We start from the raw sequence: 21,716 nt of genomic DNA on the forward strand, positions 1-21,716 counted from the left end.
CGCGGCCGGGCGACCGGTCGTCTCGTACCATGTGGGCTTCCGACCGACGACCGGCGAGGGGATCAGGGTGCTTTCAGCCCGCCGAGGCGCTACGACGGGCACCGCGCTGGCAGCTCTGCTGCTGGTCACGGCGGGTTGCGGACCGGTCGCCGAACGGCAGCCGGCGGACCTGCGGGTCGGCTACGACAGCCTGGACGGCACCCTCGCGGTGTGGCCGCCGCGCGGCAGCCTGGCCCGCGACGCCGCGGCCACCGCCGCGATCACCACGGCGGTACGCGACTGGCGCTCCCCGGTGGACGACCGGGTGCACGTGCCCACCTCCGGCATCCTCTTCTCCGGTCAGGTCGCCGGTTCGGCGCTCGCGCTCGTCGCCGCCGACGTGCCCGGCGACGCCGCCTCCTGGCTGCTGCAACTCGACCGGGACGGGCAGCGCTGGCGGGTCGTCCACGCCACCGAGTACACCGACCCCGGCTACCTGGTCTACTCCGACGTGCTGCCGGTGCGGGAGCCGGCCGGCCGCCGCTACCTCACCTCGGCCCGCGTCGAACGCCTGACCGGCCCCGACGGCAAGGTGCTCGGCGCCACCGACGGCGTCACCGACCCGGTCGCCGTACCGGACTGCCGGGCCGTCGAACTGACCGCGACGCTGCGGCCCACGCCGTCGCTGCCGCGCGGCCGGGCCGCGGACCGCGTCCTCGACCTGGGTACGGCCACCGAAGCGCCCCGCTACCCCCTGGTACGCGACGAGACGGGCGCCGGGAAGCGCGCGCTGACCGGATTGGACACCTGCGTGCTCGCCGGTGAGCGGGGCCCGTTCGGCAGCGTGCCGCGCCGCATCGGCGACCGCGAGGCGCCCCGCTCCGCGCCGGAGTCCTGGCCGATGGCGAAGATCGCGACGCGTTCGCTCGGCTCGGTGGCTCTCGGTGAGGGCGAGCCGGGCGAGTTGGAGCAGCTCAGCTGGGAGACCCCGGGCGGCACGATGACCGCCGTGGTCTACCGGCCCGCCGACGGCGGCACTCCGGTGGCGTCCCCCGCCGACCGGTCCACCACGCTCCAGGCGTACCACCTGCCGATGCCGGGCCGGCCGCTGGCGGTGCTGTCCTGGCGTACCCGGGACGCGTCGTTCTCCGCCCCGCCCGGCACGACCCGCCTGGTGGACCGTCCCGGCCTGGTGGTGGTCGAGCACACCGACCAGAGGCAGACGTTCAGCCTGGCCGGCACCGAAAAAACCTGGTACCGCTCCCTCCCCACCCCCTGATCGGCCCCCCGTGGTCGGCCTACCCCGTCGATCATGAACTTGACGGCGACAAACCGGACACAATCCCCGGCCAACCTCATGATCACCCCACCGCCCTGGTGATCAAGGAGTTTGTGTCACCCGGGCGGCCGCTCGCGCACCCGAACTCCTTGGTCAACAGGGACAGGCCCGCCCCAGCCCCGGCGATCTTGCAGTTGGGGCCCCTTGGATAGGGACGAAACGGGCAAGTTGGGGGCGGGAAGTGCAAGATCGGCGGGGCCGGGAGGGCTGGGCCGCGCTACGGGTGGAGTAGGCGCATGCCCAGGTAGCGGGTTTGGGCTGGGCCGGGGCGGGACGTGCCGTCGGGGCGCCAACCGTGGCGGGTGTAGAACGCGCGGGCCCGGGTGTTGCGCTCCCACACCTCCAGTACGCCCAGCGCCAGCCCTTCGTCCTGAAGGTGACGCACGAACAGCGCGTGCAGCGCACTTCCCACGCCCCGCCCCCACACGTCCGGGTCGACGTGGATCTGGTAGAGCTGTGCCGTCGTCCGCGGGTCCAGATCGGGCGAGTGCGGGGGCCCCATGGCCAGCACGCCGGCCACGTCACCGTCCACGATGGCGACTCGCACCCGCTTGTGCGCCGAGATGATCGCCACCGTCCAGCCCTCCCGCTGCTCCCGAGCCAGCTCCGGAGTGATGATCTCCCCGACCGGCAGCCCGCCGGCCCCGTAGTAGGCGACCCGCGCCCGGCTGTGCACCTCGACGATCCCCGAGAGATCCCCCGGCCCCGCCTCTCGTATCTCCACGAGTCCCTCCCTACACGTCAAGCCCCGCGATCTTGCGATTGCGGCCCTCCCAGATCGGGCGAAGCCGACATCAGGAGGGCCGCAAGTGCAAGATCGACGCGCAGACCGGGCGACGAGCGGGGTCAGCTCTGGGCTCGGGCTCCGTTGGCGGCCGGGTCGACCGGGGCGGCGTCCAGGCCGGAGATCCAGCCGGTGACGTCGCGCGCCACGTCCTGCGCGGTCAGCCGCAGGTCGGCCAGGATCTGCGCGCGGCTGCCGTGCGGGTGCCAGTCGGCCGGTACGCCCATGTCCTTGACCGGTACGCGGACGTCCGCGTCGCGCATCGCCTGGGCCAGCGCGGAGCCGACGCCGCCGATGCGTACGCCGTCCTCGACGGTGACCACGAGCCGGTGCGTGGATGCCAGCTCGACCAGTTCGGCCGGCACCGGGCGCACCCAGCGCGGGTCGACCACAGTCACGCCGTACCCCTGCTCGGCGACGCGGGCCGCGACCTCCACACCGAGGCCGGCGAACGAGCCGACCGCGACGAGCAGCACGTCGGTACGCGCCGACTCGGTCAGCACGTCGACCGGGCCGACCCGGCGTACGGCCGGCAGGTCGGCGGCGACGGTGCCGGTCGGGAAGCGCAGGATGGTCGGGCCGTCGTCCACGGCGACCGCCTCGCGCAGCTCCTCGCGCAGCGTGGCCGAGTCACGGGGCGCGGCGATCCGCAGGCCGGGCACCACGCCGAACACGGACATGTCCCAGATGCCGTAGTGGCTGGGCCCGTCCGGGCCGGTGATGCCGGCGCGGTCCAGCACGAACGTGACGGGCAGCTTGTGCATCGCCACGTCCAGCAGGACCTGGTCGAACGCGCGGTTGAGGAACGTGGCGTAGACCGCGACGACCGGGTGCAGGCCACCCATGGCCAGGCCGGCGGCCGAGGTGGCGGCGTGCTGCTCGGCGATGCCCACGTCGTACACCCGCTCGGGGTACTTGCGGGCCAGCGTGGCGATGCCGGTGGGCTCGGCCATGGCGGCGGTGATGCCGACCACGTCGGGGCGCTCGTCGGCGATCGCGACCAGCTCGTCGGCGAAGACGTTCGTCCACTTCACCGACGGCACGGCGAGCAGCTTGCCGGTCTCGGCGTCGAACGCGCCGGGGCCGTGCAGGCAGTCGGCCTCGTCGTCCTCGGCGGGGCGGTAGCCGTAGCCCTTGCGGGTGACCGCGTGCACGATCACCGGGCCGCCGAAGTTCTTCGCCGCGCGCAGCGCCGCCTCGACAGCCGGTACGTCGTGGCCGTCGACCGGGCCGACGTACTTGATGCCCAGGTCCTCGAACATGGCCTGCGGGGCGACCGCGTCCTTGATGCCCTTCTTGACCGCGTGCAGCACCTCGTACATCGGCTTGCCGACGAACGGGGTGTTGCCGAGCGCGTCCTTGACCGTGTCGAGCACCTTCTCGTAGCCGGGGTTGAGCCGCAGCGACGACAGGTGGTCGGCGAGGCCGCCGATGGTCGGCGAGTAGGACCGGCCGTTGTCGTTGACCACGATCACCAGCGGGTTGCCGGCGGTGGCGATGTTGTTCAGCGCCTCCCAGCACATGCCGCCGGTGAGCGCGCCGTCGCCGACCACGGCCACCACGGAGCGCTTCTCGCCGCGCAGCGCGTACGCCTTGGCGAGCCCGTCGGCGTACGACAGGGCGGTGGAGGCGTGCGAGTTCTCGATCAGGTCGTGCTCGCTCTCCGCCTGGCTGGGGTAGCCGGAGAGGCCGCCGCGCTGGCGGAGCTTGTCGAAGCCCTCCTGCCGGCCGGTGAGGATCTTGTGCACGTACGCCTGGTGGCCGGTGTCGAAGAGCAGCCGGTCGCGCGGGGAGTCGAAGACCCGGTGCATCGCCAGGGTCAGCTCGACCACACCGAGGTTGGGGCCGACGTGGCCGCCGGTGCGGGAGACCTTGGCGATCAGGAAGTCACGGATCTCGGCGGCGAGGATGTCCAGCTGCTCGGCGGTCATCCGCTTCACGTCCTGCGGGCCGTGGACGGTGCCCAGCAGCCGACCGTGGTTGGCCGTGCCCTCTTCAACACTCATGACCGGAGAGTCTATCGGCCGTGCGACAGTCCGCAGCCCGGCCGTGCATCGACCCGGGTCAGGCGTCGACCACCAGCCGGCGGGGCGCGGGTGGGCGGGGCGCGGTGACGGACGGGCCCGCCGGGGTCCAGGAGCCGAGCACGGCGGCCCGGGACGCCCCGGTCACCGACGGCACCGCGCCTGGTAGCCCGTGCCAGGACAGCCAGCCGAGCAGCGCGAACGCGTACGCCTCCTTGGCCTGGGCCGGGACGCCCAGCTCGTCGGTGGTCCGCAGCCGCCAGCGCCCCTCCCCGAGCGCCGCCAGCCGCGCCCGGAGTGTGGGATTGCGCACTCCCCCGCCGGCGACCACCACCTCGGTGACCCGGTGCCGGTCGCAGGCGTCCGCCACCGTGCGGGCGGTCAGCTCGGTGAGCGTGGCCAGCACGTCGTCGGCGGCCACCGGCTCGCCGGTCGCGTCCAGCGCGGCGTCCAGGTAGCCGCCGTGGAACAGCTCCTTTCCTGTCGACTTGGGTGGCGGCGCGGCGTAGTACGGCTCGGCGAGCAGCCGGGCCAGCAGCCCTTCGTGCACCCGGCCGGCCGCGGCACGTGCCCCGTCGACGTCGCACGGCCGGTCCAGGAAGCGCCGGGCGGCGGCGTCCAGCAGCGCGTTGGCCGGGCCCACGTCGTACCCGAGGACGGGCGCGCCGGGCGCGACCACGGTGAGGTTCGCGATCCCGCCGAGGTTCAACGCGGCCCGCGCGCCGGTGCCGGCCGGGCCCCGCGCTGCGCGCGGGGAGGAGGCCGGGTCGAGCAGCAGCGCGTCGAACGCCGGGACGAGCGGCGCGCCCTGGCCGCCGGCCGCGACGTCCGCCGAGCGCAGGTCGTGCAGCACCGGTACGCCCACCCGGGCGGCCACCCGGGCCGGCGCGCCGAGCTGGAGCGTGCCGCGCACCCGGCCGTCCTCGACCCAGTGGAAGACCGTCTGCCCGGGCGACACGACCGCGTCGACGGCGCCTCCGGCCAGCTCGACGCCGGCCGCCGCCGCCTCGGCGAACACCTCGCCGAGCCGGTTGTCCAGCCGGCAGACCGCCTCGATCGTGGTGGCCGCCGGGGGTAGCAGCGCGCCGATCTCGGCCCGCAGGTCGTCCGGGTACGCGAGTTCGCGGTGCCCGAGCGGCCGCAGGCGCAGCGTGTCCCCGTCGGCGGTGAACTCGGCCGCCACCACGTCCACCCCGTCGTACGACGTGCCAGACATCAACCCGACGATGCGCAAGGAAGGGCCCCTTCTTAACGGATCCGGTAGTAAAAGGGCCCCTTGTTAACGCGGGGGCCGGGGATGCGCGAGGCACGCCGCGAGGGCGGGGACAGGGTCAACGCGCGGGCGGCAGGAACAGGCCCACCAGCTCCACGTGCTGGGTCATCGGGAACAGGTCGTACCCGCGCAGCTCGGTCAGCCGCCACCCCGCGTCGGTGAACGTCCGCACGTCCCGGGCGAAGGCGGCCGGGTCGCAGGCCACGTAGGCGACGGCGCGCGGCCCGGCGGCCACCACAGCGCGCACCACTGGCGCGCCCGCGCCGGAGCGCGGCGGATCGAGCACCACCAGGTCGACCGGTCCGGTGATCCGGCGCCGGGCCAGCGCGGTCTCCACCCGCGCCGCGACCGCCTCGACGCCGCGCAGGTCGGCCAGGTTCTCCCGGGCCGCGGCGACGCCGTCCGGCGCCGACTCGACGAGCGTCACCCGGGCCCCGGCGACCCGTTCCGCGAGCGCGGCGGCGAACAGTCCCGCCCCGCCGTACAGATCCCAGGCCGTCTCGCCGGGCCGCGGCTCGAGCAGGTCGAGGACCGCGCCGGTCAGCGCGTCCGCCGCCGCCGGGTGCACCTGCCAGAACCCGGAGGCGGGCAGCGTGAAGGACCGCCCGGCCGCCGTCTCCCGGACCCGCTCCGGCCCGCTCACCGTCCTCGGAACCCCATCGGTGTACGCGACCACGGCGACGTCCCCGCCGGTGCTGGCGACCGTCTCCACCGCGTCGGCGTCCGGCCAGCGGGCACCGGTGGGCGGGAGCACTGGCAGCTCCTGGATCGCCGGGTGCGCGATCAGGCACCGCTCGATCGGCACCACCTCGTGCGAGCGGTGCTTGAGCAGCCCGGCCCGGCCGGCCGCGTCGACCGCGTAGCGGACCCGGGAACGCCAGCCCAGCGGTCCGCCGGGCAGCGCCTCGACGCGTACGCCGAGCGCGTCCACCTGTGCGGCGGTGAGGCCGCCCAGCCGGGTGAGCTGTTCGCGCACCACTGCGAGCTTCCAGTCGAGCTGGGCGGCCGGGGCGACGTGCTGGAGGTCGCAGCCGCCGCACGCGCCGGGCCGGGCGTACGGGCACGGCGGCCTCACCCGGTCCGGCGAGGCGTCCAGGATCTCCACCGCGTCGGCGCGGGCGAAGCCCCGGTGCAGCTCGGTCACCTCGGCCACCACCCGCTCGCCGGGCAGCGCGTGCCGGACGAAGACCACCTGCCCGCCGACCCGGGCCACGCAGTGCCCGCCCGGCGCGATCGCGTCGACGGTCAGCTCGACCCGCTCGGCCTCCTCCAGCCCGGGCCGGTCCGCCGACGCAGGACCGGGGCGCTCCCCCGACGCGGGACCAGAGCGCTCCGCCGACGCGGCACCGGGACGCTCGGCCGACGCGGGGCCGGGCCGCGAGGTCACTCGACCGGGACGCTTATCGGCGCTCACGAGCGCTCCTCCCTTTCCCCGGAGGGCGTGGACGTCACCGGCGGCGGCAGCGTGCTCTGCGGCGCGACCCGGGGGCCGCGCGCCGGGCCGCGGCTCAGCGTGGCGTCCAGCCGGTCCAGGTTCTTGCTGGCGGTGGAGGCGAGCTGCCAGGGCACGCTGGTCACCATCACGCCCGGCTCGAACAGCAGCCGGCCCTTGAGCCGCAGCGCGCTCTGGTTGTGCAGCAGGTTCTCCCACCAGCGCCCCACCACGTACTCGGGAATGAAGACGGTGACCACGTCGCGGGGCGACTCCCGGCGCACCGACGCGACGAAGTTGAGGATCGGCCGGGTGATCTCCCGGTACGGGGAGTCGATCACGGTGAGCGGCACCGGCAGTTCCCGGCGCTCCCAGTCGGCCTGGAGGTCGCGGGTGTCCTGCTCGTCCACGTTCACGGTGACCGCGGTGAGCGTGTCCGGCCGGGTGGCCCGGGCGTACGCGACGGCCCGCAGCGTCGGCTTGTGCAGCTTGCTGACCAGCACGATGGCGTGGTTGCGGGCGGGCAGCACGCCCCGCTGCTCGGTCGGCTCCAGTTCCTCGGCGATCCGGTCGTAGTGCCGGCGGATGCCGAGCATCACCACGTACATCATCGCCATCGCGACGATCGCGATCCACGCGCCGAGCAGGAACTTGGTGGCCAGCACGATGATCAGCACCACGCCGGTCATGACCATGCCGAACGTGTTGATCGCCCGGGAGCGGACCATCCGCCGGCGCGCCTCCGGGTCGCGCTCACGGCGCAGGTGCCGGTTCCAGTGCCGGATCATGCCGGCCTGGGAGAGCGTGAACGAGACGAACACCCCGACGATGTAGAGCTGGATGAGCTTGGTCACCTCGGCCTGGAAGCCGATGATCAGCACCACCGCGAAGACGGCCAGGAAGAGGATGCCGTTGGAGAACGCCAGCCGGTCGCCGCGGGTGTGCAGCTGGCGCGGCAGGTAGCGGTCCTGCGCGAGGATCGAGCCGAGCACCGGGAAGCCGTTGAAGGCGGTGTTGGCGGCCAGGAACAGGATCAGCGCGGTCATCCCGGCGACCACGTAGAGCAGCACCGAGCCGCCGCCGAACACGGTCTCCCCGAGTTGCACGGTCACCGTCTTCTGCACGTAGTCGGCCGGGCCGGAGATGATCTGCGTCCTCGGGTCCTCGACGAACTGCAGGCCGGTGAGCCGGGACAGCCAGATGATGCCGACGAGCATGGTGACCGCGATGCCGCCGAGCAACAGCAGCGTGGTGGCCGCGTTCTTCGACTTCGGGCTCTTGAACGCCGGTACGCCGTTGGAGATCGCCTCCACGCCGGTGAGCGCCGCGCAGCCCGAGGAGAACGTCCGCAGCAGCAGGAACACCAGCGCGAACCCGGTGACGCTGTGCTCGGCCTGGATCTCCAGGCCGGCGCTCGGCGCGCGCAGGTCGTCGCCGAGCACGAAGACGCGGACCAGGCCGGTCAGCAGCATGCCGCCGATGACGATCACGAAGCCGTACGTGGGGATGGCGAAGGCGGTGCCGGACTCGCGCAGGCCGCGCAGGTTGATCGCGGTGAGCAGCACCACCGCGCTGACCGCGATGAGCACCTTGTGGGTGGCCACGAACGGCACCACCGAGCCGAGGTTGGCCACGCCCGAGGAGACCGAGACGGCGACCGTGAGCACGTAGTCGACGAGCAGCGCGCTCGCCACCGCGAGGCCGGCCTTGGGACCGAGGTTGACGGTGGCCACCTCGTAGTCGCCGCCGCCGGAGGGGTAGGCGTGCACGTTCTGCCGGTAGCTCGCCACCACCGTCAGCATGACCACGACGACCGCGAGCGCGACCCACGGGGAGAAGAAGAACGCCGAGGCGCCGGCGATGGACAGCGTCAGAAGGATCTCGTCCGGGGCGTACGCCACGCTGGAGAGCGCATCCGAGGCGAAGACCGGCAGCGCGATGCGCTTCGGCAGCAGGGTGTGCTGGAGGCGGTCGGACCGGAACGGTCGACCGAGGAGGAGTCGCTTCAGCAGCGAGGTGGGTCGGGCCACAACCGCCAAGCGTACGACCACCGGGTCCGGGGCGCGGGGGTGGTCGATCTCCGCCGTCGAAGGCCGCGCGGTACGGTTCGGTCCCCCGTCCGGCGGGGGGACGTGGCAGGCTCGCAGGCGACGGCTCGGCGGGCGGCGCCGTGGGAGGAGCGGACACCGTGCATGTGGTGATCATGGGCTGCGGCCGGGTCGGGTCGACCCTGGCCCACAGCCTGGAGGCGCGTGGGCACTCGGTGGCGGTGATCGACCAGGACGCGGACGCGTTCCGCCGCCTCGGGCCGGACTTCGCCGGCATCACCGTCACCGGCGCGGGCTTCGACGGCGAGGTGCTGCGCCAGGCCGGCATCGAGCGGGCCGACGCGTTCGCGGCGGTGTCCAGCGGCGACAACTCCAACATCATCTCGGCCCGGCTGGCCCGGGAGACGTTCGGCGTGTCCCGGGTCGCGGCCCGCATCTACGACCAGCGCCGCGCCCAGGTCTACGAGCGGCTCGGCATCCCCACCGTGGCGACCGTCCGGTGGACCGCCGACCGGATGCTGCGCCACCTGGTCCCCGAGGGCAACGTGGAGATCTTCCGCGACCCGACGAGCACCGTCTCGATCATCGAGGTGCCGGTGCACAAGGACTGGATCGGCCGGCCGCTGCGACAGCTTGAGCAGGCCGTCGGCGCCCGGGTGGCCTACCTGAACCGGTTCGGGATCGGCACGCTGCCCACCGCCTCCACGGTGATCCAGGAGGGCGACCAGGTCTACATGCTGGTGACCGACGACATCAACGGCCCGGTCACGTCGCTGGCGGCGGCGCCGCCGGAAGGGGGGCACTGAGCCATGCGGATCGCCATCGCCGGCGCCGGCAACGTGGGCCGCTCGATCGCCCAGGAGCTGATCGACAACGGCCACCAGGTGATGCTGATCGAGCGGCAGCCGAGGATGCTGCGGCCCGATCGGGTGCCGGCCGCCGACTGGGTGCTCGCCGACGCCTGCGAGCTGGCCAGCCTGGAGGAGGCCAACCTGGCCGGGTGCGACGTGGTGGTGGCGGCCACCGGCGACGACAAGGTCAACCTGGTGGTGTCGCTGCTGGCCAAGACCGAGTTCGCGGTGCCCCGCGTGGTGGCCCGGGTCAACCGGGCGGAGAACGAGTGGCTGTTCAACGAGCAGTGGGGCGTGGACGTCTCGGTGAGCAAGCCGCGGGTGATGGCGGCTCTGGTCGAGGAGGCGGTCACCGTCGGCGACCTGGTCCGGCTGATGACGTTCCGGCAGGGCGAGGCGAACCTCGTCGAGATCACCCTGCCGCCGACCGCGCCCTACGTGGGGCAGCCGATCCACGCGGTGCCGATCCCCCGGGACGCGGCGCTGGTGGCGATCGTGCGCGGCAAGCGGGTGCTGGTGCCCACCCCGGACGACCCGATCGAGGCCGGCGACGAGCTGGTGTTCGTCTGCACCGCCGCGGTGGAGGACGACGTGCGCACGGTGATCCTCGGTCCGCCCAGCGCGGACCGGCACCGGGACCGCGCCTGAGCCGGCGGCGTCAGGAACCGGGTAGCGGGGTGGGTGCCGGCTCCCGGGTGACCCGGCGCACCACCCAGACGGTGATCAGCAGCAGCAGCGCGTACGGCGGGTAGCCCAGGGCGAGCCGGGCCACGCCGAGCGCGGTGTCCTGGTGGGCCAGGTAGAGCCCGGCCTGCACGCCGACCTTGGCCAGCCACACCACGCCCCAGAGCACGGTGAGCTGCGTGAAGGTGCGTACCAGCTTCGGGTCGTCGCGCCACTCGGAGCGGCCCTTGGCGACCAGCACCGACCAGATCCAGCCGACCAGCGGCTGCCGGATCGCGGCCGAGAGCAGCAGCGCCAGGCCGTACCCGATGCCGTAGAGGATGCCGGGCAGGTAGAAGTCGCGCTCGTCGCCGGTACGCAGCGCCAGCAGCGCGCCGATGCCGACGCCGAACAGCCCGTTGACCGCGTGCCGCACGGGCTTGCGCTGGGCCAGCCGCAGCCCGGCGATCAGCAGCGCCACCGCCACCGAGGCGTACACGGCGGGGCGCAGCTCGCCGATCACGTTGGCGACCACGAAGACCACCACCGGGATGCTCGACTCGACCAGCCCGCGCCATCCGCCGAGCTGGTCGGCCATCTGCTCGGCGAGGCTGGGCAGCCGCTCCTCGTCCTGCGGGCCGAGGCCCGACGGGGTGTGCTGCTGTCCGGTCGTCACTTCGGCGACTCCAGCTCGTAGTACGGGTTGTAGATCACCTTGCGGTCGTCGCGCACCGCCACCCGGCCGCGCGCGGTCAGGTGCCGGCCCGGCTCGACCCCGGCGATGTGCCGGCGGCCCAGCCAGACCAGTGTCACCACGTCGTTGCCGTCGTAGAGGTCGGCCTCGAGCGTGGGCAGGTTCGTACGGGGCGTGTAGACGACGGTGCGCAGCCGTCCGGCCACCGACACCACCTGACCCCTGTTGCACTGGTGGGCGGGCGTGCCGCCGGACTCGGCGCTCTCCCGGCGCAGCTCCTGCGCCTCGATCTCGGCCTCGCTCGCGGTGAGCCGGTGCAGGAGCCGCCGCAGCGACCCCCGGCTCTCGTCGGTCGTCATGACCTCCGCGTCACCCTCTCCACAGCGGGGCCCCGCGGGTGGCGGAACCGTCCCGCCAGCGTACGCGCAGTGGCCCGCCGGCGGGAGCGGCGTGGGACGCGTACCGCAGCCTGCGGACCGGACACGCCGCGGGCCCGGCGCCGAACGACGCCGGGCCCGGGCACGTGTGGCTCAGACCTCCTGCGCGTCGGCGGCCTGCTGGTCGGCGACCTCGCGGGGCAGCCGCAGCGGCAGCGGCTCGCGCACCGGCTTGGCCTCCTGGCCGCGGTCGACGACCAGGCCGTCCAGGCAGGCCGCGAGCGGGCCGGCGGCGGCCGGGTCGGTGGCGGCCGCGCCCTGGAAGACGCCGCGCACCATCCAGCGCGGGCCGTCGATGCCGACGAAGCGCAGGTCGGTCGGCCCGTCCGGGGTACGCACGCGGGCGCGCAGCTCCGGGCCGTGCTCCCCCTCGACCTCCTGGGCGGTCGCGCCGTCGTTCACGAGCGACTGGCGGATCTCCTCGCGCACCTCGTCCCAGATGCCCTCGGAGCGGGGCGCGGCGAAGACGCCGAGCTGGAGCGCGTTCTGCCCGTGCACGAGCACGACCTGCTGGATCACGCCCTGCGGGTCGGCCTGGACCCGCACCTCGACGTCCGGCACCGCCGGGATCCGCAGGCTGCCCAGGTCGAGGCGAGGCGCGTCGGGGGCCTCGCTGACGTCGTACGGGCCGCGGTCCGGCGCCGACGAGGTCTCCTCGGCGTCGAGGACCCCATTGTCACGCGCCTCGTCGGCCCGCTTCCGGGAGAAGATCACTGCGCCCACCCTCCGCTGTTCACACTCACCCTGCCACCTCTTCGTTCTGCCCGCCGGACGGCGCCGGGACCAGCCCGGCGTGCCCGCCGGTGGACCCGTGCCCGCCGGTGCCACGCCGGGACCCGGGCAGCTCGGCCACCGGCCGGAACTCGGCCCGGGCGACCCGCTGGACCACCAGCTGGGCGATGCGGTCGCCCCGGCTGATCTTGGCCGGCGTGTCCCGATCGTGGTTGATCAGGTTGACCAGGATCTCACCCCGGTAGCCGGCGTCGACCGTACCGGGCGCGTTGAGCACCGTCACGCCGAGTCTGGCCGCGAGTCCGGATCGGGGGTGCACCAGCCCGACGTAGCCGTCCGGCAGCGCCACCGCCACGCCGGTGGGGACCAGGGCCCGGCCGCCGGGGGGCAGCTCGACGTCCGCGGCGGCCACCAGGTCCGCCCCGGCGTCGCCGGGATGGGCGTACGCCGGCAGTGGCAGCTCCGGGTCGAGCAGCCGCACGGGCACGGGTACGACGTCTGTCACGGTCATCCTCTTCCGTCCGGTTCCTGCGGGGTGCCCCTGCCATCCTGCCGGTTGCCGGGCCGCCCGCGCGCCGTACCCTCGTCTGTGTGCGTCAGTCGTCATCTCCGGCCGCCCCGCCGGCCACCGCCGCGCCGTACGCGGAGCGCCTCGGCCTGCCCTGGTGGGCCTGGCCGGCCGGGCTGGCCGCGGCCGGCCTGCTCGCGGTCGAGCTCTGGATGGGCGCGACCGGGGTACGCGCCTGGCTGCCGTTCGTCCTGCTGATCCCCGCCGCGGTGGCCGCCCTGTGGTGGCTGGGCCGGATCCGGGTCGAGGTGCGTGACGGCGAGCTGCGGGTGGACGACGCCCGCCTCCCGGTGCGGTACGTCGCGGACGTGGTGCCGCTGGACGCGGCCGGACGGCGCGAGGTGCTCGGCGTCGGCTCCGACCCGTACGCCTTCGTGGTGCAGCGGCCGTGGATCGGCGGCGCGGTGCAGGTGGTGCTGGACGACCCGGACGACCCGACCCCGTTCTGGGTGGTCAGCACCCGGCATCCGGTCCAGCTGGCGTCCGCCCTGCTGGCCGCCCGCGACGCGGCCTGACCGCCCGGCGCGTCCCGGCTCTGCCTCTGCCCGGCGCTGCCCCGGGCCCGGCCGGCGCTGCCGGTCAGGACGGCTTGTCGGGCAGGGCACGCGCGGTACGCCGCAGGTCCTTGCACAGCTGCTCGCCGAGCGCGCGGGTGGCCCGGCGGTTGAGATAGCCGGCCACGGCGGCGCCGGTCAGGAACGGCCCGAGCGTGGTCAGGTTGCGCCCGAAGCGGCGCATCAGGCTGTCCCGCAGTTCCCGGCGGGCGGCGGTGCCGAGCACCGCGCTCACCCCGACACCGGGCATCATCGGGTTGATCCCCCGCTGGGTCGCCCAGGACTGCATCAGCGCCACGGCGCGGCCGGTGCCGCCGGCGGGCAGCGGCACCCGGTGGACCTCGTGCAGCTCGCCGATCAGCTTCAGCTCGATCGCCACCACCGCGACCGTCTCGGCGGCCAGCAGGACGGGGGCGGAGAGCAGGGTGGGCGTGACCGCCCACTCGACAGCGGCGACCCCGCCGCCCGCGGCGCCGACCCCGGCGGTGGCGCGGGACGCGTTCCGGACCAGCCGGTCGGCGAGCGCCTCGTCGTCCAGTCCGGGGAAGTGCCGCCGGAGCGTGGCAAGGTCGCGGATCGGCACGTGCGGGGCGACCTCGGCGACCGTGTCGGTCATCCAGCGCACCGCCGCGCGGGGCTTGAACAGGTCGGTGATGCCCCGGGCGCGGGCCTGCCCGACCAGCCGGGTCAGCAGTTGCCGCCGGCGGGCGGGCGCGATGTCGTCGGCGGTCAGGGCGGCGACGGTGGCGCCGAGCTCATCGGTGTCCGGACCGGAGGCGTGCGGGCCGGAGGTGTCCGCGGCGGACGTGTCCGGGCCGGTCGGGCCGGGGCCGGTCGGGTCGGGCGTCGTGCCCGCGCCGGCCGCTCCCGTGTCCGGTCCCGCCGCCTTGCCGTCCGGGCCGGTCGGTGCCGGCCTCGCCGCCGGAGCCGGGATCTGGTCGGCGCCGGTCCCCTCGCTGCGCTCGCTCACCCGTCCGCCCTCCCGCTCCGCGCGGCGTGGCAGCCGCCCGTACGAGTCAAGCAGCTTCCGGCCGACCGCGCACGGCGGCGGCTCGAACAGCGGCGGCCCCGTCGAGGAGGCCGCCGCTGGTGTCCCCGGTCGGGATCAGACGCACTCGCGGCAGATCAGGTCGCCGTTGCGCTCGACCGCCAGCTGGCTGCGGTGGTGGACCAGGAAGCAGCGGGCGCACCGGAACTCGTCCTGCTGCATCGGGAGGACCTTGACCGTGAGCTCCTCGTCGGCCAGATCGGCGCCGGGCAGCTCGAAGCTCTCGGCCACCTCGGCCTCGTCGACGTCCACGGCGCCCGACTGTGAGTCGACCCGCCGGGCCTTGAGCTCTTCCAGGCTGTCCTCGCCGAGGTCGACCTCGTCGCGACGCGGGGCGTCGTAGTCGGTGGCCATCGGTTTCACTCTCCAATATCGATATTGTCGCTGCCGGTTGTAACGCCGGACGACGCCGTTTCGGTTCCCCTGACCGGCCACCATCTCTGTCGGGCACCCGACCCGACGAGCGGTGGGCCGGGCCCGCCGGTGCGAAATGCCCCCGGTGAGCGCGGAACCTTACCCCCCCTGTGGGCGAGGCATGTATACCGCCCTCGCGGGAGAGATGTACGCCTCTGCGCCCGAAGTTGTTCCCAATGTGACTCAGGCGACACGAAGATAGGGGTAGTCCTACCGGTTCACCGCGTGGCGCGCCGGTATGTCGGACTGTTTCCACGCCTGAGCCGGACAAGCGTTAACCTCAGCGGCGTACTGGACGGCCGACCGGTCGCGGCCCGACCGCGTCGCCCGCCACCACCCATCACTGTCCGGGGAGCGCCCAGGATGAGTTTTGCGCGAGTGCGGGCACTCGTTGTCGTCGGACTGCTGGCGGTCGTCGCCCTGGTCTTCGTGGTCATCGCCGTGGTGAAGGACACCCAGGGCACAGCGGGCACGGCGGCCTCCTGCCCGGACGGCTGGCCGCTTGTCGACCTGCGACTGCGGGAGCAGAAGGACGTCAAGATCAACGTCTACAACGCCACCGACGAGGCCGGCCGGGCCGGCAGCGTCGCGGACGACTTCCGCAACCGCAAGTTCCAGGTCAAGAAGGTCGGCAACGAGAAGAAGGCGTTCGACGGCGTGGCACAGCTGCGGTTCGGGCCCAAGGCCGTGGGCTCGGCCCACCTGCTGCGCGCCTACTTCCTCAACGAGGCCAACCAGGCTTTCGACCCGAACCGCAAGGACGACGTGGTCGACGTGGTCCTGGGCAACCAGTTCCAGCAGCTCGCCACCACCACCGAGGTCAACCAGTCGCTCGGCGACCTGGGCGCGCCGCAGGCGCCGACCGAGACCTGCCCGATGCCGATCGAGAAGTAGGCACCGGGCGGCCCGACGACGCGGGGCGGTCTCCCTCGGCGGGAGGCCGCCCCGTCGCGTGTCCGGCGCCGGTCACGGCCCGCCGGAGGCGTCCAGGTCGACCAGCCGGGCGTGCAGCGGCCCGTGCAGCGCCGGCGGCGCGGCGAGCACCAGGTCCGGGCCGGGCGGGCGGCCGGACAGGCCGGTCACCAGCAGCCCCGCCTCCCGGGCGACCAGCCCGCCGGCGGCCAGGTCCCAGTCGGCCAGCCCCTTTTCGTAGTACGCGTCCACCCGCCCCTCGGCGGCCAGGCAGAGGTCGAGCGCGGCGGCGCCCATCCGGCGGATGTCCCGGATGTGCGGGATCAGCTCGGTCACCACCCGCGCCTGGTGTGCCCGGCGGCGGGCGTCGTAGCCGAACCCGGTGGCGACGAGCGCCTGCCCGAGATCGGTGGCGGTCGAGCCGTGCAGCCGCTGCCCGTCCCGCCAGGCGCCGCCGCCGAGCGTCGCGGTCCACTCCTCGCCGGTGACGACGTTGCGGACCACCCCGGCGACCACCTCACCGGCCACCTCGGCGGCCAGCGACACGGCGTAGTAGGGCAGCCCGTACAGGTAGTTCACGGTTCCGTCGATCGGGTCGAGGATCCAGCGCACGCCGTCGGCGTCGGCGGGACCGGTCTCGCCCGAGCCGTACTCCTCGCCCAGCACCGCGTCGCCGGGACGCCGCTGCCGCAGCGCGGCGATCACCTGCCGCTCCACCGCCCGGTCGGCGGCGGTGACCACGTCGGTCGCTGTGCTCTTGGTCGCGGCCACCGAGACGCCCTCGACCCGCATCCGGTACGCGGTGGCGGCGGCCTCCCGTGCCACGTCGACGGCGATCGTGAGCAACTCCCGCGCCGTGGGCGTCGAGGTGATCATGTTTCTCCCCTTCCCGCACGATCGGGACCGGCCGTCTCGCGCGCGGGTATCATCCTTACAAAGTCCACATCTGCGCCGAATCTGCGGTCCCGGACCGCAGGTCCGCCGTGCGGCGCGGGATGATCGCGGCAGACGGCGTTACAATTCACCCTGCCCACGCGCCACGGACCGCCAGCGACCGGACGGCCCGGGACACGGGGGTCCTCAACGACTCGCCCGGCGCGGCCGTCCCATGCTGCGCCGGACGACCCGGCCGTGCTCGCTCTTTCGCCTCCGGAAGGTCTTCGTGACAGATCCCCGCCAGACCGGCGCCGACGTTCGCTCGCTCACCGACACCCTGATCGCCCACGCGCAGAGCGCCGGCGGCCAGCTCACGTCGGCCCAGCTCGCGCGCACCGTCGAGTCCGCTGAGGTGACCCCGGCCCAGGCCAAGAAGATCCTCCGCGCGCTCTCCGACGCGGGCGTGACGGTGGTGGTCGACGGCTCGGCGAGCACCCGCCGCCGCGTCGCCGCCGCCCGGTCCGCCACTCCGGCCTCCCGCGCGACCACCGCCAAGACCACCAAGAAGGCCGCCGCGCCCGCCCCGAAGCAGGCGCCCGCAGCCGACGAGGCGCCCGCCCCGGCCCCCCGGAAGGCGACCGCGCGCAAGGCCACCACCGCCGACGTGGCGAAGGCCGCGGCCCCGGCGAAGGCCACCAAGGCGACCCGCGCCACCAAGGCCACGGTGGCGGCGAAGACCGCCGCGGCCAAGCCGGCCAAGGCCGGTGGCAAGGGCGAGGGTGCCGAGGGTGAGATCGACCCGGAGGAACTGGCCGCCGAGATCGAGGACGTGGTGGTCGAGGAGCCGGCTGAGCTGACCCAGGCCGCCGAGGCCGACGCGGCCAGCTCCGCCACCGACAACGACTTCGAGTGGGACGACGAGGAGTCCGAGGCGCTCAAGCAGGCGCGCCGGGACGCCGAGCTGACCGCCTCCGCCGACTCCGTGCGGGCGTACCTGAAGCAGATCGGCAAGGTGCCGCTGCTCAACGCCGAGCAGGAGGTCGAGCTGGCCAAGCGGATCGAGGCCGGCCTCTACGCCGCCGAGCGGCTGCGCGCCGCCGACGAGGGCGAGGAGAAGCTGGTACGCGACCTCCAGCGCGACCTGATGTGGATCTCCCGGGACGGCGAGCGCGCCAAGAACCACCTGCTGGAGGCCAACCTCCGCCTGGTGGTCTCGCTGGCCAAGCGCTACACCGGTCGCGGCATGGCCTTCCTCGACCTCATCCAGGAAGGCAACCTCGGCCTCATCCGCGCCGTCGAGAAGTTCGACTACACCAAGGGCTACAAGTTCTCCACCTACGCCACCTGGTGGATCCGCCAGGCCATCACCCGCGCCATGGCCGACCAGGCCCGCACCATCCGCATCCCGGTGCACATGGTCGAGGTGATCAACAAGCTCGGCCGGATCCAGCGCGAGCTGCTCCAGGACCTGGGCCGCGAGCCCACCCCGGAGGAGCTGGCCAAGGAGATGGACATCACACCGGAGAAGGTGCTGGAGATCCAGCAGTACGCCCGGGAGCCCATCTCGCTCGACCAGACCATCGGCGACGAGGGTGACAGCCAGCTCGGTGACTTCATCGAGGACTCCGAGGCGGTCGTCGCTGTCGACGCGGTGTCGTTCTCGCTGCTGCAGGACCAGCTCCAGCAGGTCCTGCAGACCCTGTCCGAGCGTGAGGCGGGCGTGGTGCGCCTGCGTTTCGGCCTCACCGACGGCCAGCCGCGCACCCTGGACGAGATCGGCCAGGTGTACGGCGTGACCCGGGAACGCATCCGGCAGATCGAATCGAAGACCATGTCCAAGTTGCGGCACCCCTCGCGTTCCCAGGTGCTCCGCGACTACCTGGACTGACCGCGCACGTCAACAAATCGTGCCGGTTTGATCACCAGCCGTAGAACACTGATCGGTGATCGGTCGGTTGCCTGTTTGTGATCGTTGACGTGGCACCCTTGGTGCACGGCACACTGTCCTCCACGCCAGGTGTGACCTCGGTCCCCCGCGGGCACACAGGGAAGGCAGGGCCCGAGATGGGTGTTGCACGATAGGTGAGCAACCGAAGAGAGTGTTCATCGGTGACGACCAGAGGAGGAAGGCGATGACCCCGACCCTCACGCCGCCGCCCGAGACGGTGAGCCCCCCGGCCGCCGATGAACGGTGCGACCGCTGCAATGCTGCCGGCAAGCTCCGCATCACTCTGGCGGGTGGGAGCGAGCTGGTGTTCTGTGGGCACCACGCGAACAAGTACGCGGAGGATCTCGTCAAGATCACCGTGCGCTACGCGTCGGACCCGGAGTTCAGCTGGCGAGGCGCCGATCTGATGGCGAACTGAGGTCCGACAAGAAGTCCACAACCCGACATGACCGGCCGGAGGCACCCGCAAGGGGAGCCTCCGGCCGGTTTTTCGTGCGGGTGCGCCGGTGGTGCGGTGCCGGTGTCAAGAAGGGGCCCCTGCTCTACCGGAGGCGTTAACAGGGGGCCCTTCCTTACAGGGTCTGCACGGTGGCGATGCGCTCCTCGAGCTGCTCGATGGTGGCCTGCGCGCTGGGCGGGCCGCCGCAGATCCGGCGCAGCTCGGCGTGGATCTTCCCGTGCGGTTGGCCGGTGTGGTGGTGCCGGGCGGCCACCAGGGCGTTCAGTTGCCGCCGTAACGCCACCCGGCGCTGGGCGGCACTCATCGGTGGGGGTGCCGCCGCCGGGGCCGCAGCGGCCGGCTCAGCGGTCCGCTGGGCGGCCCGGCGCTTCTGCGCGGCGAGTTGCTCGGCCTGCCGCTTGGTCAGCAGCAGCGACACCTGGTCGGCGGTGAGCAGCCCGGGCAGGCCCAGGTATTCCTCCTCCTCCGGCGTGCCGGCCTGGGCGGCGGTGCCGAACGAGGCGCCGTCGAAGATCACCTGGTCCAGCTCGGCGGTGGCGGAGAGCGCGGCGAAGCGCTTCTCCAGCTCCCCACTGGCGCCGTCGTCGCGCTGGGCACGCTCCAACAGGTCGTCGTCGAAGCCCTCGCGGTCCTTCGGCTTGCCGAGCACGTGGTCCCGCTCGGCCTCCATCTCGCTGGCGAGCCCGAGCAGGTGCGGCACGCTCGGCAGGAAGACCGACGCGGTCTCGCCGGAGCGGCGGGCCCGGACGAACCGGCCGATCGCCTGCGCGAAGTACAGCGGGGTGCTGGCGCTCGTCGCGTACACGCCGACTGCCAGCCGGGGGATGTCGACGCCCTCGGACACCATCCGCACCGCGACCAGCCACCGTTGCTGCGAGGCGGCGAACGTCGCGATCCGCGCGGACGCGCCCTGGTCGTCGGAGAGCACCACGGCGGCCTTCTCACCGGTCACCTGCTCCAGCAGCTTCGCGTACGAGCGGGCCACCTGCTGGTCGCTGGCGATGACCAGGCCGCCCGCGTCGGGCATGCCGTTGGCGCGCAGCACGCTGAGCCGGGCGTCGGCGGCGCGCAGCACCTGCGGCATCCAGTCGCCGGCCGGGTCCAGCGCGGTACGCCACGCCTGGGCGATCAGGTCCTGCGTCATCGGCTCGCCGAGGCGGGCGGCCAGCTCCTCGCCGGCGTTGGTGCGCCACCGGGTCTCCCCCGAGTACGCCAGGAACAGCACCGGCCGGACCACGCCCTCGCGCAGCGCGTCGGAGTAGCCGTAGACCGAGTCGGCGCGGGAGCGCAGCAGCCCGTCGCCGCCGCGCTCGTAGCTGACGAACGGGATCGGGTTGTCGTCGGAGCGGAACGGCGTACCGGTGAGCATCAGCCGGCGTACCGCGGGCTCGAACGCCGCCTTCACGCCGTCGCCCCAGGTACGCGAGTCGCCGGCGTGGTGGATCTCGTCGAGGATGACCAGCGTGCGGCGGGTCATGGTGCGCCGCCGGTGCACCTGCGGTGCCATGCCGACCTGGGCGTAGGTGACCACCGCGCCGTGGAAGTCGGCGGCGGAGTGCAGGTCGGCGTTGCGGAACGCGGCGTCGAGCTGGATGCCGACCCGGGCGGCTGCCTGTGCCCACTGGGTCTTCAGGTGCTCGGTCGGCGCGACCACGGTGACCGCCTCGACGGTGCCGTCGGCGAGCAGCTCGGCGGCGATGCGCAGCGCGAACGTGGTCTTACCGGCGCCGGGCGTGGCGACCGCGGTGAAGTCCTCGGTGCGGCGGCGCAGGTATTCCACGAGCGCCTTGCGTTGCCACGCGCGCAGGGGCGGGAACGTGTCGAGCGTCGGCATCCGCGGTGGCACGCGTAGCTCCTCTCCGCCGCGGACGGCGGCGGGCCCGACCGGGGCCACGGGAGCCGCCGCCCATGAAAACGCCCTCGCGCATCCGGTGCCGCGAAGGCCGGTTCAGCATAACCAGCGCGGGCCGTACGCCCCACTCGACGCCACGCCTGTCACATCCGCCCACCCCGGCGGGAAGCGGGTCAGGGCAGTGGTCCGCGGGTGCCGGTGCGCGGCGGCCGCATCGTCGCCACCGGGGCGGACCAGCGGCGGCGCAGCGCGATCAGACGCAGCCCGATCACGAACAGCGCGGCTCCGGTCAGCGGCACGGCGGTGGCCTGTCCGCACGCCGACAGCAGCGCCACCGCGATCGAGCCGGCGAGCGCGGCCAGGGCGTAGATCTCGCGGCGCAGCACCACCGGGATCTCGCCGGTGAGCAGGTCGCGGCCGAGCCCGCCGCCGATCGCGGTGAGCATGCCGATCATGCAGGCGCCGACGGCCGGCACGGCGGCGTCGAGGGCCTTGAGCGTGCCGGTGACGGTGAACAGGCCGAGGCCGGCCGCGTCCAGCACCAGCACTGTGGTGCGCAGCCGGGCGAGCTGGGGGTGCAGCCAGAACACGGCGGTGGCGACGACGGCAGCGGTGGCGGCGTACCGCCAGTCGGCGAACGCCAGCGGGGGGACCTCGTCGATGGCGAGGTCGCGGAAGATGCCGCCGCCGAGCGCGGCGACCACGCCGACGAATACCACCCCGAACAGGTCGAGCCGTTTCGCCACCGCCGCGGAGGCGCCGGAGGCGGCGAAGACCGCCACGCCGGTGAGGTCGGCGAGGAGAAGTGCGGTGGAGGTGGTCACCGCC

21 protein-coding genes are annotated in these 21,716 nt (G+C 73.6%); 7 read left to right on the top strand and 14 right to left on the bottom strand.

Annotation, left to right across the window (positions count from 1 at the left end; all coding sequences use genetic code 11):
• Nucleotides 1-67 precede the first annotated feature (67 nt).
• The gene (locus O7604_RS01510; protein ID WP_269701202.1) at nucleotides 68-1,258 is read left to right on the top strand and encodes a hypothetical protein; all 1,191 of its coding nucleotides are present in this window, start codon (nucleotides 68-70) and stop codon (nucleotides 1,256-1,258) included.
• 277 nt (nucleotides 1,259-1,535) lie between these two features.
• Here the strand turns inward: O7604_RS01510 and O7604_RS01515 are convergent, their stop codons facing one another.
• From O7604_RS01515 to O7604_RS01535, 5 genes are all read right to left on the bottom strand, one after another.
• Entirely contained in the window at nucleotides 1,536-2,042 is a 507-nt protein-coding gene (locus O7604_RS01515; RefSeq protein ID WP_281578653.1) for a GNAT family N-acetyltransferase, read from the bottom strand.
• Between the two features lie 122 nt (nucleotides 2,043-2,164).
• Entirely contained in the window at nucleotides 2,165-4,108 is a 1,944-nt protein-coding gene (gene dxs / locus O7604_RS01520; RefSeq protein ID WP_281578654.1) for a 1-deoxy-D-xylulose-5-phosphate synthase, read from the bottom strand.
• Nucleotides 4,109-4,166: 58 nt separating this feature from the next.
• On the bottom strand, nucleotides 4,167-5,360 hold the full coding sequence (locus O7604_RS01525) for an anhydro-N-acetylmuramic acid kinase (RefSeq protein WP_281578655.1): 1,194 nt from the start codon (nucleotides 5,358-5,360) through the stop codon (nucleotides 4,167-4,169).
• A gap of 97 nt (nucleotides 5,361-5,457) precedes the next feature.
• A complete protein-coding gene (locus tag O7604_RS01530; RefSeq protein WP_281580023.1) occupies nucleotides 5,458-6,672 on the bottom strand; it encodes a TRAM domain-containing protein in 1,215 nt (404 codons plus the stop codon).
• Nucleotides 6,673-6,809: 137 nt separating this feature from the next.
• Entirely contained in the window at nucleotides 6,810-8,861 is a 2,052-nt protein-coding gene (locus O7604_RS01535) for an APC family permease (protein ID WP_281578656.1), read from the bottom strand.
• 158 nt (nucleotides 8,862-9,019) lie between these two features.
• On the opposite strand from O7604_RS01535, the gene O7604_RS01540 reads away from it, so the two are divergent.
• Both O7604_RS01540 and O7604_RS01545 read left to right on the top strand, forming a co-directional pair.
• The gene (locus O7604_RS01540) at nucleotides 9,020-9,685 is read left to right on the top strand and encodes a TrkA family potassium uptake protein (protein WP_269701207.1); all 666 of its coding nucleotides are present in this window, start codon (nucleotides 9,020-9,022) and stop codon (nucleotides 9,683-9,685) included.
• A 3-nt stretch (nucleotides 9,686-9,688) separates the two neighbouring features.
• Entirely contained in the window at nucleotides 9,689-10,378 is a 690-nt protein-coding gene (locus tag O7604_RS01545; protein ID WP_269701209.1) for a TrkA family potassium uptake protein, read from the top strand.
• Between the two features lie 10 nt (nucleotides 10,379-10,388).
• On the opposite strand, the gene O7604_RS01550 is transcribed toward O7604_RS01545, so the two are convergent.
• The 4 genes from O7604_RS01550 to dut all read right to left on the bottom strand — a co-directional run bounded on the left by O7604_RS01550 (nucleotide 10,389) and on the right by dut (nucleotide 12,761).
• Nucleotides 10,389-11,069 carry a DUF3159 domain-containing protein gene (locus O7604_RS01550; protein WP_269701210.1) on the bottom strand — a complete coding sequence of 227 codons (681 nt, stop codon included), beginning with the start codon at nucleotides 11,067-11,069 and terminating at the stop codon, nucleotides 10,389-10,391.
• Entirely contained in the window at nucleotides 11,066-11,446 is a 381-nt protein-coding gene (locus tag O7604_RS01555) for an OB-fold nucleic acid binding domain-containing protein (RefSeq protein WP_269701211.1), read from the bottom strand. Before O7604_RS01555 ends, O7604_RS01550 begins: the two co-directional genes overlap by 4 nt.
• 171 nt (nucleotides 11,447-11,617) lie before the next feature.
• Complete coding sequence (locus O7604_RS01560; protein WP_269701212.1) at nucleotides 11,618-12,238, bottom strand: DUF3710 domain-containing protein; 621 nt, start codon at nucleotides 12,236-12,238, stop codon at nucleotides 11,618-11,620.
• Nucleotides 12,239-12,263: 25 nt separating this feature from the next.
• The gene (dut, locus tag O7604_RS01565) at nucleotides 12,264-12,761 is read right to left on the bottom strand and encodes a dUTP diphosphatase (RefSeq protein WP_281578657.1); all 498 of its coding nucleotides are present in this window, start codon (nucleotides 12,759-12,761) and stop codon (nucleotides 12,264-12,266) included.
• A gap of 86 nt (nucleotides 12,762-12,847) precedes the next feature.
• Between dut and O7604_RS01570 the strand changes: the two genes are divergently transcribed.
• Nucleotides 12,848-13,339, top strand: coding sequence for a DUF3093 domain-containing protein (locus O7604_RS01570; protein WP_281578658.1), 492 nt, complete (start codon nucleotides 12,848-12,850; stop codon nucleotides 13,337-13,339).
• 64 nt (nucleotides 13,340-13,403) lie between these two features.
• On the opposite strand, the gene O7604_RS01575 is transcribed toward O7604_RS01570, so the two are convergent.
• A complete protein-coding gene (locus O7604_RS01575; protein ID WP_281578659.1) occupies nucleotides 13,404-14,348 on the bottom strand; it encodes a hypothetical protein in 945 nt (314 codons plus the stop codon).
• Nucleotides 14,349-14,483: 135 nt separating this feature from the next.
• Nucleotides 14,484-14,780 carry a DUF4193 domain-containing protein gene (locus O7604_RS01580; RefSeq protein WP_013284790.1) on the bottom strand — a complete coding sequence of 99 codons (297 nt, stop codon included), beginning with the start codon at nucleotides 14,778-14,780 and terminating at the stop codon, nucleotides 14,484-14,486.
• 438 nt (nucleotides 14,781-15,218) lie between these two features.
• Between O7604_RS01580 and O7604_RS01585 the strand changes: the two genes are divergently transcribed.
• A complete protein-coding gene (locus tag O7604_RS01585) occupies nucleotides 15,219-15,734 on the top strand; it encodes a LytR C-terminal domain-containing protein (RefSeq protein WP_269706894.1) in 516 nt (171 codons plus the stop codon).
• Between the two features lie 72 nt (nucleotides 15,735-15,806).
• Here O7604_RS01585 and O7604_RS01590 read toward each other — a convergent pair whose 3' ends face one another.
• Nucleotides 15,807-16,628, bottom strand: a complete 822-nt coding sequence (locus O7604_RS01590; RefSeq protein WP_269701214.1) for an inositol monophosphatase family protein — start codon at nucleotides 16,626-16,628, stop codon at nucleotides 15,807-15,809.
• A 286-nt stretch (nucleotides 16,629-16,914) separates the two neighbouring features.
• Between O7604_RS01590 and O7604_RS01595 the strand changes: the two genes are divergently transcribed.
• Complete coding sequence (locus tag O7604_RS01595) at nucleotides 16,915-18,516, top strand: RNA polymerase sigma factor (protein WP_269701215.1); 1,602 nt, start codon at nucleotides 16,915-16,917, stop codon at nucleotides 18,514-18,516.
• Between the two features lie 244 nt (nucleotides 18,517-18,760).
• Nucleotides 18,761-18,994, top strand: coding sequence for a hypothetical protein (locus O7604_RS01600; protein ID WP_013284786.1), 234 nt, complete (start codon nucleotides 18,761-18,763; stop codon nucleotides 18,992-18,994).
• Between the two features lie 154 nt (nucleotides 18,995-19,148).
• Here the strand turns inward: O7604_RS01600 and O7604_RS01605 are convergent, their stop codons facing one another.
• Together O7604_RS01605 and O7604_RS01610 are read right to left on the bottom strand one after the other, a co-directional pair.
• Complete coding sequence (locus O7604_RS01605; RefSeq protein WP_262013546.1) at nucleotides 19,149-20,882, bottom strand: DEAD/DEAH box helicase; 1,734 nt, start codon at nucleotides 20,880-20,882, stop codon at nucleotides 19,149-19,151.
• Nucleotides 20,883-21,061: 179 nt separating this feature from the next.
• Entirely contained in the window at nucleotides 21,062-21,712 is a 651-nt protein-coding gene (locus O7604_RS01610) for a TRIC cation channel family protein (protein ID WP_269701217.1), read from the bottom strand.
• Nucleotides 21,713-21,716: the final 4 nt, after the last annotated feature.

Origin of the sequence: Micromonospora sp. WMMA1947 (assembly GCF_027497355.1) — a bacterium.
In the GTDB taxonomy this organism is placed as follows: Bacteria; Actinomycetota; Actinomycetes; order Mycobacteriales; family Micromonosporaceae; genus Micromonospora.

Bases quoted from the DNA above. Each gene is read 5' to 3' on its own strand.
- dxs (WP_281578654.1), bottom strand. From the start codon at position 4,108: ATGAGTGTTGAAGAGGGCACGGCCAACCACGGTCGGCTGCTGGGCACC.
- O7604_RS01545 (WP_269701209.1), top strand. From the start codon at position 9,689: ATGCGGATCGCCATCGCCGGCGCCGGCAACGTGGGCCGCTCGATCGCC.
- O7604_RS01555 (WP_269701211.1), bottom strand. From the start codon at position 11,446: ATGACGACCGACGAGAGCCGGGGGTCGCTGCGGCGGCTCCTGCACCGG.
- O7604_RS01580 (WP_013284790.1), bottom strand. From the start codon at position 14,780: ATGGCCACCGACTACGACGCCCCGCGTCGCGACGAGGTCGACCTCGGC.
- O7604_RS01590 (WP_269701214.1), bottom strand. From the start codon at position 16,628: ATGATCACCTCGACGCCCACGGCGCGGGAGTTGCTCACGATCGCCGTC.
- O7604_RS01600 (WP_013284786.1), top strand. From the start codon at position 18,761: ATGACCCCGACCCTCACGCCGCCGCCCGAGACGGTGAGCCCCCCGGCC.